General features: G+C 46.5%; 8 protein-coding genes. 4 read left to right on the forward strand and 4 right to left on the reverse strand.

Features of this window, described 5'->3' with window-relative positions; genetic code table 11:
• Positions 1-18 precede the first annotated feature (18 nt).
• The 3 genes from gltB (R7Q41_RS10800) to gltB (R7Q41_RS10810) all read right to left on the reverse strand — a co-directional run bounded on the left by gltB (R7Q41_RS10800) (position 19) and on the right by gltB (R7Q41_RS10810) (position 10,950).
• Positions 19-4,482 (reverse strand): glutamate synthase large subunit, encoded by a 4,464-nt coding sequence (gene gltB, locus R7Q41_RS10800; protein WP_258494433.1) that lies wholly within the window; start codon positions 4,480-4,482, stop codon positions 19-21.
• Positions 4,483-4,930: 448 nt separating this feature from the next.
• On the reverse strand, positions 4,931-6,400 hold the full coding sequence (locus R7Q41_RS10805; protein ID WP_064376566.1) for a glutamate synthase subunit beta: 1,470 nt from the start codon (positions 6,398-6,400) through the stop codon (positions 4,931-4,933).
• The gene (gene gltB, locus R7Q41_RS10810; protein ID WP_318144491.1) at positions 6,400-10,950 is read right to left on the reverse strand and encodes a glutamate synthase large subunit; all 4,551 of its coding nucleotides are present in this window, start codon (positions 10,948-10,950) and stop codon (positions 6,400-6,402) included. The genes R7Q41_RS10805 and gltB (R7Q41_RS10810) overlap by 1 nt, the downstream gene beginning before the upstream one ends.
• A gap of 551 nt (positions 10,951-11,501) precedes the next feature.
• Here gltB (R7Q41_RS10810) and R7Q41_RS10815 point away from each other — a divergent pair.
• The 4 genes from R7Q41_RS10815 (at position 11,502) to R7Q41_RS10830 (ending at position 17,285) form a co-directional block, all read left to right on the forward strand.
• Positions 11,502-12,461 carry a TIGR01212 family radical SAM protein gene (locus tag R7Q41_RS10815; protein WP_017633631.1) on the forward strand — a complete coding sequence of 320 codons (960 nt, stop codon included), beginning with the start codon at positions 11,502-11,504 and terminating at the stop codon, positions 12,459-12,461.
• 35 nt (positions 12,462-12,496) lie between these two features.
• Positions 12,497-14,242, forward strand: a complete 1,746-nt coding sequence (locus R7Q41_RS10820; RefSeq protein ID WP_104978797.1) for a GGDEF domain-containing protein — start codon at positions 12,497-12,499, stop codon at positions 14,240-14,242.
• A gap of 237 nt (positions 14,243-14,479) precedes the next feature.
• On the forward strand, positions 14,480-16,834 hold the full coding sequence (gene arcB / locus R7Q41_RS10825; protein WP_005381826.1) for an aerobic respiration two-component sensor histidine kinase ArcB: 2,355 nt from the start codon (positions 14,480-14,482) through the stop codon (positions 16,832-16,834).
• Position 16,835: 1 nt separating this feature from the next.
• Positions 16,836-17,285: a hypothetical protein gene (locus tag R7Q41_RS10830; RefSeq protein WP_005381825.1), complete on the forward strand. Its 450-nt coding sequence runs from the start codon at positions 16,836-16,838 to the stop codon at positions 17,283-17,285.
• Positions 17,286-17,370: 85 nt separating this feature from the next.
• Here the strand turns inward: R7Q41_RS10830 and arcA are convergent, their stop codons facing one another.
• Positions 17,371-18,087, reverse strand: a complete 717-nt coding sequence (gene arcA, locus R7Q41_RS10835; RefSeq protein WP_005381824.1) for a two-component system response regulator ArcA — start codon at positions 18,085-18,087, stop codon at positions 17,371-17,373.
• Positions 18,088-18,094 lie beyond the last annotated feature (7 nt).

Genomic DNA, 18,094 nt, shown 5'->3' on the forward strand with positions numbered 1-18,094 from the left:
TTCAAACATCCTCCATGATTACTGTGCTTGAACACGCAGCTCTGCGGCACTGCGGCTCTGGTGACCAAGTAGCGTGCGAAGATCTGCCGCTTGTGGTTTCACCAAATAGAACTTTGGAATCCATTCATCAAAGTTCGCCAAAATATTTTCAGCATGACTCGACCCTGTTTCTTCAAGGTGTTCCGCAATTAGGCCACGCAAATGTTCTTGGTGGATGTAAAGATCGGACAATGAGATGGCTTCGACAGACTCAGTATTAACTCGACCTTCAAAGCTTTGGTTCTCATCCAGAACATAGGCAAAGCCTCCAGTCATACCCGCGCCAAAGTTCACACCTGTCGCACCAAGAATGGCAACAATACCGCCAGTCATGTACTCACAAGCGTTATCGCCAGCACCTTCAATGACGGCTATCGTACCTGAGTTTCGTACGCCGAAACGCTCACCTGCTTTACCGGCTGCAAATAGTTTACCGCCGGTCGCGCCGTACAGACAGGTGTTACCAATGATGGTTGCTTCATTACACTTAAATGCAGTGCCAAGGTGAGGTTTGATAACCACTTTACCACCCGCCATGCCTTTGCCCACGTAGTCGTTCGCATCGCCCGTGAGGTAAAGCTCTACACCACCTGCGTTCCAAACACCAAAGGACTGGCCTGCGGTGCCGTCAAGATAGATTTTGATAGGGGAAGCCGCCAACCCTTGGTTGCCATAGCGTTTTGCTATTTCGCCAGATAAGCGTGCACCAACAGAACGATCAGTGTTGATGACATTGTAGAAGAAACTTGCCGATTGACTGTTTTCGACCGCATGCATGGCATCATCAACGATCTTTTGGTTGAGCTCAGCTTTATCAAACGGTTTGTTTGGCTCTGTCCAAAATAGCGGATGGCCCTCAGGTGATACTGGAGCTTCTAGAATATTGGATAGATCCAGCTTGGTCTGTTTCGCTGTAAATCCCTCTACTGCCTCAAGTAAATCGGTACGACCAATCAAGTCCGTCAGCTTTTCAACGCCAAGTTCGGCGAGTAATCCGCGCACTTCGTCTGCCAGGCCGATGAAGTAATTCATCACCATTTCTGGTAGACCTTTGAAGTATTCTTTACGCAGTGTCTCGTCTTGAGTCGCAACCCCAGTTGCACAGTTGTTGAGGTGACAAATTCGTAGGAACTTACAACCCATAGCGACCATTGGCGCAGTACCAAAACCGAAGCTTTCTGCACCTAAAATTGCGGCTTTAACTACGTCTAAACCAGTCTTTAGACCACCGTCTACCTGTAGGCGGATCTTATGACGCAGACCATTAGCAACCAGAGCTTGTTGTGTCTCTGCCAACCCCAACTCCCAAGGGCTACCAGCGTATTTTACCGAAGTTAATGGGCTTGCTGCGGTACCACCGTCGTAACCCGAAATGGTAATAAGATCAGCGTAAGCCTTGGCTACACCCGTTGCGATGGTGCCGACACCTGGCTCGGAGACGAGTTTTACCGAAACCAGCGCATTCGGGTTGACTTGTTTAAGGTCGAAGATCAGCTGGGCCAAATCTTCAATCGAATAGATATCGTGATGCGGAGGAGGGGAGATCAGAGTCACGCCTTGTACCGAATAACGCAGTTTTGCGATTTCTGCGGTGACTTTGTGTCCTGGTAGCTGTCCACCTTCACCCGGTTTCGCACCTTGTGCCACCTTGATTTGCAGTACATCCGCATTAGTCAGGTAATGCGGCGTTACACCAAATCGTCCAGAAGCAATCTGTTTGATACGTGAGTTACGCTCAGTACCGAAACGGCGAGGATCTTCACCGCCTTCACCCGAGTTAGAGTAACCACCAAGACGGTTCATCGCCGTTGCAAGTGCTTCATGCGCTTCTGGGCTAAGTGCGCCAATGGACATTGCCGCTGAGTCAAAGCGTTTGAACAGTTCAGTGCGTGGTTCTATTTGCTCAAGTGGCAGCGGTGAGTCTGATTTTTTCAGCGACATTAAGTCACGCAGCATGGCAACAGGGCGTTGGTTTACCTGCTTAGCAAAGCTCTGATAGTCGTTACTTTCGCCAGATTTAACGGCCTGTTGCAGCGTGCCGACAACATCCGGGTTGTAAGCATGATACTCACCTCCATGGACGTACTTTAACAAGCCGCCATGATCAATCGATTTGCGTTTCGCCCATGCTTTACGAGATAAGTTTGTAAGATCTTGCTGGAAGTCGTCAAAATTCGCGCCTTCAATTCGAGTTGTGACGCCTTTAAAACACAGATCGACCACATTTTGGCTCAAGCCAACTGCTTCAAACAGTTGTGAGCAGCGGTAAGAGGCGATGGTTGAGATCCCCATTTTCGACATGATCTTGTACAGGCCTTTGTTGATGCCGTATTGGTAGTTTTGCATCACATCGCGGTAGTCTTTCTCTAGTGCTTTATCATCAATCAGTTTACCTAACGCTTCATAAGCAAGGTATGGGTAAACCGCAGTGGCACCAAAACCAAGTAAGACGGCAAATTGGTGTGGATCACGGGCTGTTGCGGTTTCGACAACAATGTTGGCATCGCAACGTAAGTTCGCGTCAATCAGACGAGTTTGAACGGCGCCGACTGCCATTGCTGCAGGAATTGGCAGCTTGCCTTTGACTAAAGCGCGATCTGAAAGCACGACTAGAACCGTGCCTTCACGCACCACTTGTTCTGCTTGCTCACACAGATCATCAATGGCTTGTTTGAGATCTTTCTGTTGTGGATCGTAGTTGATATCGAGAATGGTATTACGGTAATGATCGTCACTCAGCTCTAGTAGTTGCTGCATGTCTGAATAGAGCAGTACTGGAGAATCAAAGGTTACACGATGCGCGTGGCCATCGGTTTCACAGAAGACGTTCATCTCCTGGCCGATGCTGGTCGCCAGCGACATGACGTGTTTCTCACGCAGTGGATCGATTGGTGGGTTGGTGACCTGCGCGAACTTCTGACGGAAGTAATCAGTCACCAAGCGCTCTTTCGAAGAAAGAACCGCCATCGGGGTGTCATCACCCATCGAACCGACGGCTTCTTGCCCCATATCACCGAGGACACGCAATACTTGATCGACTTCTTCATTGCTCATAGCAAACTGCTTTTGATAAGTCTTAAGCAAGTCTTCATCAAAGCTGCGCTCACCTACTTGATCTTCAGGCAGCTGAGAGAACGGTGTTAGTTTGCGAACGTTGTTCTCCATCCATTCGCGATAAGGGTGACGACATTTCAGGTCATTATCGATCTCGCTAGATTGCCAAAGCTTACCTTTACGAGTGTCGATGACGAGCAATTCCCCCGGACCTACACGACCTTTTTTGGCAACTTCATCTGGGGCGTAATTCCAAATCCCTACCTCAGACGCCAGAGTGATCAACTTGTCTTTGGTAATTACATAACGCGCAGGACGTAGACCGTTTCGGTCTAGGTTACAAGCAGCATAACGACCATCGGACAGTACGATACCTGCTGGGCCATCCCATGGTTCCATGTGTTTGGAGTTGAAATCGTAAAACGCACGCAAATCCGGATCCATGTCAGGGTGGTTTTGCCATGCTGGCGGCACAAGCATACGCATGGCACGGAAGATATCCATGCCGCCAGCTAAAAAGAGATCTAGCATATTATCTAGGCTAGACGAGTCTGAGCCTGTCTCGTTCACAAACGGTGCTGCAGTTTGTAGGTCAGGCAGCAGTGGTGACGAGAACTTGTAAGCACGAGCGCGTGCCCATTGTCGGTTACCTTCAATGGTATTGATCTCACCATTATGAGCAAGGTAGCGGAACGGTTGAGCTAATGGCCAACGCGGTTGAGTGTTGGTAGAAAAACGCTGGTGGAACAGACAGATAGCAGATTCCATACGTAGATCGGCAAGATCAAGATAAAAGCGCGGTAAGTCCGCAGGCATGCATAGGCCTTTGTACACCAAAACTTGAGTCGACAAGCTACAGATGTAGAAATCCGGATCTTCGGTGATTTGTTTCTCGATGCGACGGCGTGCGATGTAGAGACGACGTTCAATGTCACGCTCGCGCCAACCTGCCGGTGCAGAGATAAAGACTTGCTGAATATTTGGAAGCGAGTTGGCCGCAATTGGACCGAGTACTTCTGAATTAGTTGGTACTTCACGCCAACCAGCCACAGTTAGCGTCTCTTGCGCCAGTTCTTTGTTGACGATGTCTTTAGCGAGTTGAGCTTTGACTGGATCTTGGTTGAAGAAAATCATCCCTACGGCGTATTGCTTACCAAGGTTGAAACCATTTTCTTCGGCAATAAGACGTAAATAGGAATCGGGCTTTTGTAACAGAAGACCACAACCATCACCAGTTTTACCATCGGCGGCGATACCACCACGGTGAGTCATGCGGTCAAGTGCAGAAATTGCTGTACGTACCAGCTTGTGGCTTTGTTCGCCTTCCATATGCGCGATCAAGCCAAATCCACAGTTGTCTTTCTCAAGACTTGGATCATAAAGAGCCATTGCAATTCTCCCTTTGCTTATCCGTCATCCCGACAGATATATCAACACTGCTTACGTTGATATCGATGACTAACTATGCGTCATCTTTATAGCTTTATGTATAATTATTCAGTAAAAGTTGTGAAATATTTAACATTTTTTGAGTGTTTTATTTTCATCAACTTCACAAGCTATAGCTTATTGTAAAAAAGGTCAAGTTATTAGTGGATCATCACGTGAATATGCGATTTACCATTTAATAAGCTAAAATAGTTTAATAATTTCAAATAGATAGAAAATTGATTGTTACAAAAAAGTAACATTTGATTCTGTGGGAGATAAAAAAGACCAGCATAAAATGCTGGTCAAAATAGAAAGATTGGAAGGAATTGTTTTCTTTCTTCACCGATAGCCATCGATATTGCTGATGGCTATTAGGCAATTGAAAGAGAGAAGCATGACTGCTTCGTTAAGCAGAAAGCATCAGTGAATCTGCTTTTGCTTCTAGGTTTGTGCCACCCATTAAGTAATCATCGATAGCACGGGCACATTCACGGCCTTCGTTGATACAACGAACCACCAAAGATTGGCCTGTTCGCATATCACCAGCAGCAAATACACCTTCTTGGTTTGTAGCAAAACCTTGAGTTGCTACGTTACCACGATCATCTAGCGCGATATCCAGTTGAGCAAGTACGCCTGTTGGTTCAGGGTGTAGGAATCCCATCGCTAGAAATGCCATATCACATGGAATCACACGCTCGCTGCCTTCTACTTCTTTGAAGCTTGGGCGCTCGCCTGGTTTTGCATCTTGCCAAACGATATCAGCAAGACGAAGGCCTGTGACTTCACCTTTGTCATTTCCGATGAACTCTTTGGTCAGGATGTTCCAGTGACGATCGACACCTTCTTCATGAGAGGTCGAAGTACGTAGGATCATTGGGTATTGAGGCCAAGGCATATTGGCTGGGCGCTTCTCTGGTGGAATCGGCATGATTTCCACTTGAGTTACGCTTGCTGCGCCGTGACGGTTTGACGTACCTACACAGTCTGAACCGGTATCACCACCACCGATGACAACCACATGTTTACCTTTTGCGTGAATCTCTTCCGTTTTCAGGTCCATGTTATTTGCACGGCGGTTGTTTTGACCTAGGAATTCCATTGCGAAGTGAACGCCTTTGAGCTCACGACCCGGAACTGGCAAATCACGTGGAACTGTTGAGCCTCCCGTCAGTAGAACCACATCGAATTCTTGACGCAGTTGCTGAGCATTTACATCAACACCGACGTGTTGGTTTACTTTAAACTCAATGCCAGCTTCTGCCATTAGATTGATCTTGCGATCAATGACTTCCATGCTCAGTTTAAAGTCTGGGATACCAAAACGTAGCAGACCGCCCACTTTCTCGTCTCGCTCGAATACTGTCACGGTATGGCCTGCGCTGTTTAGCTGCTCAGCAGCCGCAAGACCAGCAGGTCCAGAACCAATGATCGCCACCGTTTTACCAGTGCGAGAACGTGGTGTTTTTGGTTTGGCGTACCCTTCACGATACGCCGTTTCTACGATAGTTTTTTCGATATTACAGATAGTGATTGGGTCTTGGTTGATACCAAGAACACAAGCACTTTCACATGGAGCAGGGCAAACACGACCAGTGAACTCTGGGAAGTTATTGGTTGAGCTTAGAATGTTCCAAGCTTCTTCCCAGCTATCACGATAAACCGCATCGTTAAACTCTGGGATGATGTTACCGATAGGGCAGCCGTTATGACAAAACGGCACACCACAATCCATACAACGAGAAGCCTGAGTATTGATCTTGTCACCAAACTCCTCGTTCAGAACGAACTCTTTGTTGTTCTTGATGCGTTCAGCTGGGTCGATCTTCTGTGGTAGTTCACGACCATGCTCTAAAAATCCAGTAGGCTTACCCATTATACGGCCTCCACTTGAGTTTCGTTTCCTTGAGACAGTGCTTCAGCTTTGCGTTTTTGAAGAACCGCTTTGTAGTCACGCGGCATTACCTTAACCATAGAGGCTAGGCTTGCTTCAAAGTTGTCTAGGAAAGACTGAGCGACTTCACTTCCTGTGAATTGAACATGCTTAGTTAGCATGTCGAGTAATAGATCTCTGTCTTCTTGCTCGATTGGATCTAGGTCTACTAACTCTGGGTTCAGTTTTGACTCAAAGTCACCTGATTTATCCCATACGTAAGCCACGCCACCACTCATACCTGCGGCAAAGTTACGACCTGTTGACCCAAGGATGATGGCTGCACCGCCAGTCATGTATTCACAACCGTGGTCACCGACGCCTTCTACTACTACTTTCGCGCCTGAGTTACGAACACAGAAACGTTCACCAGCCATACCACGAATGAAAGACTCACCCGAAGTTGCACCGTAGAAGCACACGTTACCAACCACGATGTTGTCTTCCGCGACAATGCTTGATTTCGCATCTGGATAAAGTACTAAAGTACCGCCGGATAAGCCTTTACCCCAGTAGTCGTTCGCGTCGCCTTCCACTTCGAACTTCACGCCCTTAGCTAGGAATGCGCCGAATGACTGACCTGCAGAACCTTTGAACTTCACGTTCATTGGCTGAGGTAGACCTGCATCTTTGTACACTTTCGAGATTTCGTTCGACAACATGGTACCTGCAGAGCGGTCCGTGTTGACGATAGGGAACTCGGCATTCACCGCTTCGCCTTTCTCTAGTGCAGGAATCGCTGCTTGAATCAGCTTACGGTCTAGCACTTCTTCTAGGTTGTGGTTCTGTTGAGCTTGGTTGAATACACCATCAGCTTCACGTGGTTGCTCAACGTGGAGAACAGGAGACAGATCTAGGTTCTTGTATTTCCAGTGAGAAATGTCTTGGCGGATCTTCAGTTTCTGACCTTGACCGACCATTTCATCGATAGTGCGGAAGCCAAGTTCAGCCATGATTTCACGTAGACCTTGTGCCATGTATTGGAAGAAGGTTACGACGTCTTCTACGCGGCCATCAAAGCGCTCGCGAAGCGTCTTGTTCTGAGTCGCGATACCAACAGGACAAGTGTTCTTGTGACACTTACGCATCATGATACAACCTTCAACCACTAATGCTGCGGTTGCTACGCCCCATTCTTCTGCACCAAGTAGTGTTGCCACTGCAAGGTCGCGAGGTGTCTTCATCTGACCATCCGCTTGAACCACGATACGGTTACGTAGACCGTTCTTCAGTAGCGTTTGGTGCGTTTCTGCCAAGCCAAGTTCCCAAGGAAGACCTGTATGGCGGATTGAAGACATTGGTGATGCACCTGTACCGCCGTCGAAACCTGCGATTAGTACAACGTCCGCTTTCGCTTTCGCTACACCAGAAGCGATCGTACCTACGCCTGCTTCTGATACCAGCTTCACGTTTACACGGCCTGCGCGGTTCGCGTTCTTCAAGTCGTAGATAAGCTGAGCCAAATCTTCGATTGAGTAGATATCGTGGTGTGGTGGTGGAGAGATAAGGCCAACGCCCGGAGTCGAGTGACGCGTTGCACCGATCCAGTCATCTACTTTATCGCCTGGTAGCTGACCACCTTCACCTGGCTTCGCACCTTGAGCCATTTTGATTTGCAGCTCTTCAGCGTTAGTTAGGTAGTAAGAGGTTACGCCGAAACGACCTGAAGCCACCTGCTTGATTGCAGAGCGTTCCCAATCGCCGTTCTCTTTGCGCTCGAAACGCATTGGGTCTTCACCACCTTCACCAGAGTTCGATTTCGCGCCAAGACGGTTCATCGCAACAGCTAGTGTGGAGTGTGCTTCGTAAGAAATAGAACCGAATGACATAGCGCCCGTCGCGAAGCGTTTCACGATGCTTTCAATTGGTTCGACTTCGTCGATAGAGATAGAACCTGCTGGGTTCTTAATGAATTCTAGCTGGCTACGCAGAGTTACTGCGTTGTCACCTTGTTTATCTACGGCTGTCGCGTACTGCTTGAACTGATCGTAGTTCTTGTTGCGCGTAGACTCTTGCAGTAGAGAAATGGTTTCTGGGTTGAATAGGTGCTTCTCACCACGCTGTTTCCATTGGTAAACACCACCAATATCCAGCATTTGAATTGGGATTTCGCGTTGTGGGTAACCGATGCGGTGACGGATAAGTACTTCTTTGGCGATATCATCAAGGGTTAGACCTTGGATACGAGAAACCGTCCCTGTGAAGTATTTGTCGACCACGGATTTGTGGATACCCAATGCTTCGAAGATTTGCGCACCATGGTACGACTGTAGCGTTGAGATACCCATCTTCGAGAAGATCTTCAGAAGACCGCCATTGATCGCTTTACGGTAGTTGTTGAACAGATCACGAGGGTTCGCTTCTGGATCCAACTTCTTCGTACGTTGAAGTTCAATGATGGTTTCAATCACTAGGTATGGGTTAACCGCATTCGCACCGTAACCAAGTAGTGTTGCAAAGTGGTGCGTTTCACGCGCGTCACCGGTTTCAACCACGATGTCACACTTCGCACGTAGACCTTTACGGATCAAGTGGTGGTGCACTGCGCCAACTGCCAGCATTGCTGGGATCGCAGCGTGGTTTGAATTAACTGCGCGGTCAGTGAGTAGGATGATTGAGTAACCATCGATAACCGCGTCTTCTGCGTATTGGCAGATACGTTTTAATGCACGCTCAAGTTTGCCTTGATCTTCACTAGCTTGGAATACGATATCCAGCGTCTTCGCTTGTAGGTGCTCGTTATCGATCGCACGTAATTTCTCAAGCTCAGAGTTGGCTAGAACAGGCGATTCCAATTCTACTTTCTGACAGTGAAGTGGTGTTTCAGTCAGAAGGTTTTGGTCTTTACCCAAGTAAGTGTTCAGCGACATAACCATACGCTCACGGATCGGGTCGATCGGCGGGTTAGTTACCTGTGCAAACAGCTGCTTGAAGTAGTTTGAAAGATGCTGAGACTGATGAGATAGAACCGCAAGAGGCCAGTCGGCACCCATTGCTGATAATGGCTCTTTCGCGTCATTCGCCATTGGAACGATGATTTCGTTCACTTCTTCAGTGCTTACGCCAAACGCTTGTTGGCGGTGTAGAAGGTGTTCTGGCTTAGGTTGGCTGAACTGGTTGCTCGCATCTGGCAGCTTCTTCAAGCTCAGTAGGTTTTCTTCTACCCATTTCTCGTAAGGCTGTGCCGTTGCGATGGTGTCTTTCACTTCTTCATCGGAGATGATGCGACCTTGCTCTAGGTCTGCAACGAAGATACGACCCGGTTGTAGACGACCACGGAACTCTACGTTCTCTGGTTCAATATCCACAACACCAGATTCAGATGCCATCACTAGGAAGTTATCTTTGGTCACTGTGTAGCGAGAAGGGCGCAAACCGTTACGGTCTAGTGTCGCACCAACTTGAACACCATCAGTAAAACATACTGAAGCAGGACCATCCCATGGTTCCATGATGTTCGCGTGGTACTGATAGAACGCGCGACGTTTAGGATCCATGTTTTTGTTTTCTTGCCATGCTTCCGGGATCATCATCATCAATGCGTGTGGCAGGCTGCGACCAGAAAGAACTAGGAGCTCAAGTGCCATATCGAAGTTAGATGAATCCGAGCTGCCTTCCTGACAGATTGGAAGAAGCATGTCGATTTCAGCCTGAGTAAACAGGTCTGATTCTAGGATTGCTTCACGGGCTTTCATCCAGTTCAAGTTACCGCGAACTGTATTGATTTCACCGTTGTGGGCAATGTAACGGAAAGGCTGTGCAAGACGCCATTTCGGGAAGGTATTGGTAGAGAAACGAGAGTGTACCAGTGCCAGTGCAGTCACCATGGTCGGGTTTTGTAGATCAAGGAAGTACTGAGGTACTTGCTCGGTCGTTAACTGACCTTTGTACACCAATGTCTTGTAAGACATGGAGTTAATGTAGAAGTCGTCACCAATGTTCGAAACGCTTTCTAGGCAAACACGTACAGTATAGTTACGAAGTACGTACAGTTTGCGCTCTAGCTCTTCAGGTGTGATGCCCGGGCCACCAGAGATAAACACATGCTCAAACTGAGGCTCTGTGCTTAGTGGGTCTGCACCGATCATTGAGTTATCGGTTGGCAATACGCGGTAGCCGATAACTTCAAGATCTAGACGTTGTGCGTTACGTTCTAGAATGTCACGGCATTGCTCGCGTTTGTATTCGTCTTTCGGGAAAAGAACGACACCAACACCATACTTTTCAAACGAAGGCAGTTTAATGCCTAGCTTAACGGCTTCTTCTAATAGGAATTCATGAGGTTTTTGTAGCAAGATACCCGCACCATCACCGCTGCATGGGTCACAACCTTGACCACCACGGTGTTCCATGCGAGCCAGCATATCCAATGCTTGAGTCACTACTTCATGAGATTTACGGTTTTTAAGGTGAGCAACAAAACCGATACCACAAGCGTCATGCTCCAGTTCCGGAGTGTACAGACCCTGTGGATTTTGCTCTCTATCTACCATAGATACATCCTTCCAGTTCAATGTCGACGCAAAAGTACCGGGCAGCAAATACTACCTAGACTATTGATTACGTCTTGTCCTTTATATTTATTATCGCCACCGATCTAGGTTGACCGGTCTTGATTCCTTTCCGTATCTCGCAGGAAAAGTTTTGCGAGAAAAACAATCCTTGGTGGTATCCCTTTATTTATTATCACTATCTAGTGATTTATATAGGTAGGAGTGGGATAACACCGACAAATCCCGCAGTGTGCTTTGTAATAAAAGTCACAAAAATAACGGGGTTGTGTAAGTATCCTACAATTTTGTCACTTCAGAATGCAATGAAAAAGTCGGCGTTGTGACCCAATTTTTTCGTTTAATTATGCATTTTTAGTTTAACATTTACGCAACATGAACGATTTTTGTCTTTAATTATGCAAGTTTATTGATTTTGACCCGCATGATGGGTGTTTGAATTGATTAATATTGTGTGTTTTTTCTTGCAGGGATGTAATTTATTTACACAGATCGTAGTGAGATTGATTACGATTTATTGTTGGTGAGAATTTATGCAGTTACATGAGTTGGTCAATACAATCGGCCAAGATCTTCAGCGTCGATACGGTGAAAAGGTTCATAAGTTAACATTGCACGGTGGATTTAGTTGCCCTAACCGCGATGGCACGATTGGGCGGGGAGGATGTACATTTTGCAATGTGGCTTCGTTTGCAGATGAAGAAGTCCAGATAAAAAGCATTCACGAACAGTTAAAAGATCGCGCAGGTGAAATTCACAGAGCGAAGAAGTATCTCGCTTATTTTCAGGCCTACACCAGTACCTATGCCGAAGTACAAGTTCTCAAAAACATGTATGAGGAAGCACTAAAGGCTGCAGACATGGTTGGTCTTTGTGTGGGGACGCGTCCTGATTGCGTCCCTGATGCGGTATTGGATTTACTGTCGGGCTATGTACAGCAAGGTTATGAAATTTGGCTAGAACTAGGCCTTCAAACCGCCAACAATGACACCCTCAAACGTATCAATCGTGGTCATGACTTTGAGTGTTATGCCGAAATCACTAAGCGTGCGCGAACACTCGGAATCAAGGTTTGTACTCACTTAATTGTGGGTTTACCCAAAGAAACCCGCGCCGAAAATATTGAAACGCTGCAAAAAGTGTTGGCCGTGGGAACGGATGGCATCAAGTTACATGGCTTGCATATTGTCGAAGGTAGCACCATGGCGAAAGCTTGGCGTGCTGGAAAGCTAGAAGCCCCTGAATTAGAAGAATATGTTGCGATCGCCAGTGAAATGATTCGTATGACACCACCAGATGTGATTTATCATCGCGTTTCATCAGCAGCCAGGAGGCCCACGTTATTATCGCCTCTGTGGTGTGAAAACCGTTGGCTAGCGATGACGGAAATTGGTCGAGATCTCAGTGCTCATGGTGCTCAAGGGAGTCTTACGGGGAATACCTTTATCTATACTAAACCGGAATTAATAGCAGATCGCTCAATAAATAACTGATATATTTTAACCAGTGTTCTTTGAAGGTTTAAACGATGGATCAGTTACTCAATTGGCTTTGGGGTGGTCAAGGCGGTTATGGCTATGTCGTCTTGTTGTTAATCGCAGGCGTGTGCGCGTTAGCACTGATCTATTTGCACTTTCAGACATCACTTAAGCAACTAGTAACGGATTCTCCCTATCCAGTCATAGTGGTGGACACTAGCCATGCTCAGCTCTTGCTATCTAACCAGGCTGCGATGCAGTTGTTAGGCATTCGCTCTTTGGGAACGGGGTATTTGTATCCTGCTTTATTCGATATTCATGAGCTTGAGCAGTTTCTCGATCGCTTCTCTAGTCGTCATTTTCGTCAGCAGGCTTTTGACTGGCGACTATCTGATAGTGAATCTATTAAAGTGGAGCTGTCAGGCAGAAAGAGTTTATTGCGCAATCATCGAGTTTGGATTCTTTATGCTCAGCCATATCAAGCCACTCACCAAGATCAGCAACAAGAACTTGCACAATTAATCATCGCACGTTCGGCATTAGACTCACTTTCAGAGCTGATTTGTACCCAAGACCGCCAAGGCAATCTATTAACGACCAATCGAGCATTTGATCAATTCTGGCAAGGGCGAAGGGAAGAAGCTTGCGCATCCAAGGCCTTGGGTGAGATGACCAGAAAAAGCGAACGTAAATGGACAACGGATCCACAAGGTCGAAGTTGCTTATTGGAAGTCAATCAAAACTCTCTTGTTTCGCCGAGTGGTGAGCTTATCGGTACGCTGTCTATTAGTCATGACGTGACTGAATGGCACAAGATGCAACAGAATCTGCGAGATGAAATGGAGCGTCGCAAAGATACAGAGGTGGCGCTAGCGCAAAGAGATACTATCTTACAAACGATTCTGGATGCCAGTCCGGACTCTATTGGTATTTTCAATGAGAACATGGTCTATCAAGCGTGTAATCAGCCTTTTGTTAAGGCGTTAGGCATTTCAAAAATTTCTGATTTGATAGGTAAGCGCCTCCAAGACGTGATTCCTAAAGAGATGTACGCGCGCTTAGCAGATAGTGACTTAGAAGCATTACGCCAGTTAGAGCCAGTTCGATACATAGATAAAGTCGTGAGTAGTGATGGTAAAAGTACGTGGTTTGATGTGGTGAAATCGCCTTTTAAAGATAAAGCATCAGGAACGAATGGTGTGCTGATCATGGCGCGTGATATTTCTGAGCGTTATCTTGCAGAACAAAAGTTGGAAAAAGCCAACCTAGAGTTAGAAAAATTGAGCTTTATGGATAGCTTAACTCAAGTATCGAACCGACGCCGTTTCGACGAACAACTGCAGGTATTGTGGTACCACCACGCTCGAGAAAAGCTGCCGCTCACCATCATGTTATGTGACATCGACTTTTTCAAAGATTACAACGACTGTTACGGTCACCAACAAGGTGATGAAGCGTTAGTCAGTGTCGCTACCGTGTTTACACAAGTCATCAATCGTTCTTCGGATTGTGTTGCGCGTTATGGTGGCGAGGAGTTTGGTTTTATCTTGCCGAATACCACCACGGAAGGTGCGCGCAACGTAGCACAGCGTATTCATGAGAAAATTCTACAGCTTGATATGGAACACGACAGTTCAGAAGCATCTGAACGCCTTACCGTCAGTATCGGTCTGGTCTCTTACATTCCTCAGCATGGTGATGAACCCGAAATGGGCATCGCTATGGCTGACAGTGCGTTATACCAAGCTAAAGCTGATGGACGTAATCGCACCTGTATTCACCCCAGTTCTTGCTAACGCTTTGTGACCGCTTGCTCTAAGTTGATAGCTGATTGTTTAAATCACCGTATTAAACACGTTAAACTTACAGAAGCCTGTGCGCTCGTTGGTTTATCTTTCTATCTCGTGTCACAAGCGCAGATCGCACCGTGTGTTTTTCACTAATCAAACAGACCTAAATTGCGTTAGGTCGAGTGCATTTACCTGTTTTTCATCATCGAATGGCGCTATCTAGCCACCACCATGGAGTAGTTAATGAAACCCATGAAAAACCTCGCCCAGTATTATGTCGACTTGCTAGTCAAACTGGGGATTGTTCGCTTCTCTATTTTGCTAGCCCTTGCGCTGGTGGCATTAGCTGTTGTGGTGCAGGTAGGGATTACTTTAGCTCTCAAAGGGCGAGTAGATGATATCGACATTGTCCGTTCGGTGTTTTTTGGTCTATTGATCACCCCTTGGGCGGTTTACTTCCTCTCTGTGGTTGTCGATCAACTAGAAGAGTCTCGCCAGCGTTTAACTAAGCTGGTGTCCAAACTGAAGGACATGCGTTCGCGAGATCAAGAGCTGAATTACCAACTTCAACAAAACATTGAAAAGCTTAACCAAGAAATTGAAGAGCGTATTAAAGCGGAAGAAGCACGTGAAGAGGCGATGCAAGACCTCGAAAATGAGGTGTTCCAACGCGAACGTACTCAATTAGAGTTGGCAGAACGTACCGCATTACTGCGTTCATTTATTGATGCCTCACCAGACTTAATTTACTACCGCAATGCGGATGGTGTTTTCTCTGGCTGTAACCGCGCGATGGAAGAGCTAACGGGCAAGAAAGAGCACCAGTTAGTCGGATTAAGCCCTTGGGATGTGTATAGCAAAGAAATAGCCGAGCATATCGTTGATACTGACCAAAAGGTTTTTGCCGATAATCAAGCGATTACTTACGAGCAATGGCTCGAATACCCAGATGGTCGCAAGCATTACTTTGAGCTGCGTAAAGTGCCATTTTACAGCAAAGATGGCCGCCACCTTGGTCTCGTTGGGTTCGGTCGTGATATCACTGAACGTAAGCGCCATGAAGAGTCGTTAGAGAAAGCAAGCCGCGACAAAACTACCTTCATCTCAACCATCAGTCATGAGCTGCGAACGCCGCTGAATGGCATTGTAGGCTTAAGTCGTATGCTTCTAGATAGTCCGTTGACAGAAGAGCAGCGTAAACACATGCAGACCATCAATGTGAGTGCGATTACGCTAGGTAACATCTTCAACGATATTATCGATATGGATAAATTTGATCGCCGTAAGTTAGAACTATTACCTGCGCCACTTAACTTCGAAGACTTCGTCGCAGAGATTGAGAGTATCTCTGCTCTGATGGCGGAACAAAAAGGGTTACGCTTTGACTTAGAACGTTTAAGCGACTTGCCAAAAGCAATTGAAGTGGATGCAACCCGTCTACGTCAGGTGATTTGGAACTTGGTCAGCAACGCAATGAAGTTCACCAAAGAAGGTGGCGTTGTGATGACAGTGAGCGCGGATGTCGAAGACGATTTTGCGACCATTATTATGGAAGTGGAAGACACTGGTATTGGTATCCCAGACGAAGAGCTAGATAAGATCTTTGCGATGTACTACCAAGTGAAATCAGGCAAGGACAACCTGCATGCGGTCGGTACAGGTATTGGTTTGGCGGTATCTAAGCAACTGATCAATATGATGGATGGTGACATTACGGTTACCAGTGAGGAAGGCTTTGGTAGCACTTTTACTGTATCGATCCACGTTCCGATTGTTGAACTAGCTGAGCCAGTCATTGATGCGAAACGCGACAATGTGCGCCTCAACATATTTATGGTCGAAGACATCGAGCTTAACGTAACTGTGGCTAAATCGTTACTTGAGAGCCTAGGGCACTCTGTCACCGTGGCAATGACGGGCCAAGAAGCGTTAGTGAACTTTGTGCCAGAAAAATACGACTTAGCGTTGTTGGATATCCAACTGCCTGATATGACGGGCTTTGATGTCGCCAATTATTACCGCAAGCATTATAACAATCTTCCTCCATTGGTCGCCTTAACTGCTAATGTAATGAAAGATCGTCGTGAATACTTAGATAACGGCATGGATGATGCGATCAGTAAGCCGCTGGCAGTGAATGCTATTCAGTCAGTGATTGATAAATTCTTCGCTCACCAGTTAGAACAACCTAAGGAAGTGGTGAGCGGTCCCGAAACAGTGGAAGAGCCAGTGCCTTCTCCTGTGATTGAGACACATTTGCTCGATATGGATATGTTAGAGTCTTACGTCGACATTGTTGGTGCAAAACCTGTCTACGACAGCATAAAAATGTTTGAAGATATGATGCCAGACTATATTGATGTCTTAGATTCGAACATGACAGCGAAAGATCAAGATGGGATTGTTTCTGAAGCGCATAAAATCAAAGGTGCTGCAGGTTCAATTGGCCTGAAACGTATCCAAAGTGTGGCGCAAAAAGCGCAATCGCCTGATATGCCAGCATGGTGGGAAAACATTTCAGACTGGGTTGAAGAGATCAAAAATGAATACCAAAACGATATTCAAGTCCTCAAAAGTTGGTTGGAACAAAGGAAATAACATGAAAAGAATCGCACCATTGGCATTAGCCATGGCATTGATGGCAGGCTGTAGTTCCGTTCCAAATGTGAATTGGCAACAAAACAGTCAGATTACGATTAATGAGGTTAATGTTGAGCTCAAAAGTAATTTATGGGTGAACCTCATGCCGAATATTGGGGACGTGGAAGAGCAAAGTATTCAAGGTGCACTTTACCTCGAAGGAGATCAGTTACTTCCTGCAAATCTAACGGCAGAAGCTCTTATTATTAAACAGGGGCAAAAAGAGTGGTTGGTGGACAGTGCGTCTTTAGATACTCGAACGCACAGTGAAAGCCGATGGGAGGTGGCGTTCTCGTCTCACATTGATGTGAACACAGAAAAATCGGTTGATATCGCAGTGCTTCTAGACGATGCGGGTAAACAGCGTTGGTTAGTCGAAAAGTACGTGAAGATTAACAAGGTTTATTAACCGCAATGATGTTGCATTAGTCGTTAGACCTAAAACAAAAAGGGCTTGCTCAATGAGCAAGCCCTTTGCATATTAGCGGTTAAATCTAGTCTTCTAGATCGCCACAGAAGCGGTAACCTTCGCCGTGGATAGTGGCGATGATTTCTGGCGTACCTGAAACAGACTCAAAGTGCTTACGGATACGACGAATCGTTACGTCTACAGTACGGTCGTGTGGCTTAAGTTCACGACCAGTCATCTTCTTAAGAAGATCTGCACGAGTTTGAATCTTACCCGGGTTCTCACAGAAGTGCAGTAATGCGCGGAACTCAGAGCGAGGTAGCTTGTAGCTATCACCAGCAGGGCTTACTAGAGAGCGGCTGTTGATGTCTAGTACCCAACCGTTGAATTCATACTTTTCTACCGAGCGCTTCTCTTCTTGCACCGCGTTAGAGCTCATTGAGCGACTAAGTAGGTTACGTGCACGAATAGTTAGTTCACGTGGGTTGAATGGTTTAGTGATGTAGTCATCTGCACCAATCTCAAGACCTAGGATCTTGTCTACTTCATTGTCACGGCCTGTCAGGAACATTAAAGCAATGTTCGCTTGCTCGCGTAATTCACGCGCTAGTAGAAGGCCATTCTTGCCTGGAAGATTAATGTCCATAATAACCAAGTTGACTGAGTTATCAGACAACACTTGGTGCATCTCTTCACCGTCACTGGCTTCAAAAACAGCGTATCCCTCTGCTTCAAAAATACTCTTAAGAGTGTTACGAGTTACTTGCTCATCTTCAACGATAAGAATCTGCGGGGTTTGCATTGGCGGT

This window comes from Vibrio sp. 2096 (assembly GCF_033339595.1).
In the GTDB taxonomy this organism is placed as follows: domain Bacteria; phylum Pseudomonadota; class Gammaproteobacteria; order Enterobacterales; family Vibrionaceae; genus Vibrio; species Vibrio alginolyticus.

Excerpts from the sequence above, each read along its gene's own strand:
- gltB (WP_258494433.1), bottom strand. The coding sequence starts at position 4,482 with ATGGCTCTTTATGATCCAAGTCTTGAGAAAGACAACTGTGGATTTGGC.
- R7Q41_RS10815 (WP_017633631.1), top strand. The coding sequence starts at position 11,502 with ATGCAGTTACATGAGTTGGTCAATACAATCGGCCAAGATCTTCAGCGT.
- arcB (WP_005381826.1), top strand. The coding sequence starts at position 14,480 with ATGAAACCCATGAAAAACCTCGCCCAGTATTATGTCGACTTGCTAGTC.
- R7Q41_RS10830 (WP_005381825.1), top strand. The coding sequence starts at position 16,836 with ATGAAAAGAATCGCACCATTGGCATTAGCCATGGCATTGATGGCAGGC.
- gltB (WP_318144491.1), bottom strand. The coding sequence starts at position 10,950 with ATGGTAGATAGAGAGCAAAATCCACAGGGTCTGTACACTCCGGAACTG.
- R7Q41_RS10820 (WP_104978797.1), top strand. The coding sequence starts at position 12,497 with ATGGATCAGTTACTCAATTGGCTTTGGGGTGGTCAAGGCGGTTATGGC.
- R7Q41_RS10805 (WP_064376566.1), bottom strand. The coding sequence starts at position 6,400 with ATGGGTAAGCCTACTGGATTTTTAGAGCATGGTCGTGAACTACCACAG.
- arcA (WP_005381824.1), bottom strand. The coding sequence starts at position 18,087 with ATGCAAACCCCGCAGATTCTTATCGTTGAAGATGAGCAAGTAACTCGT.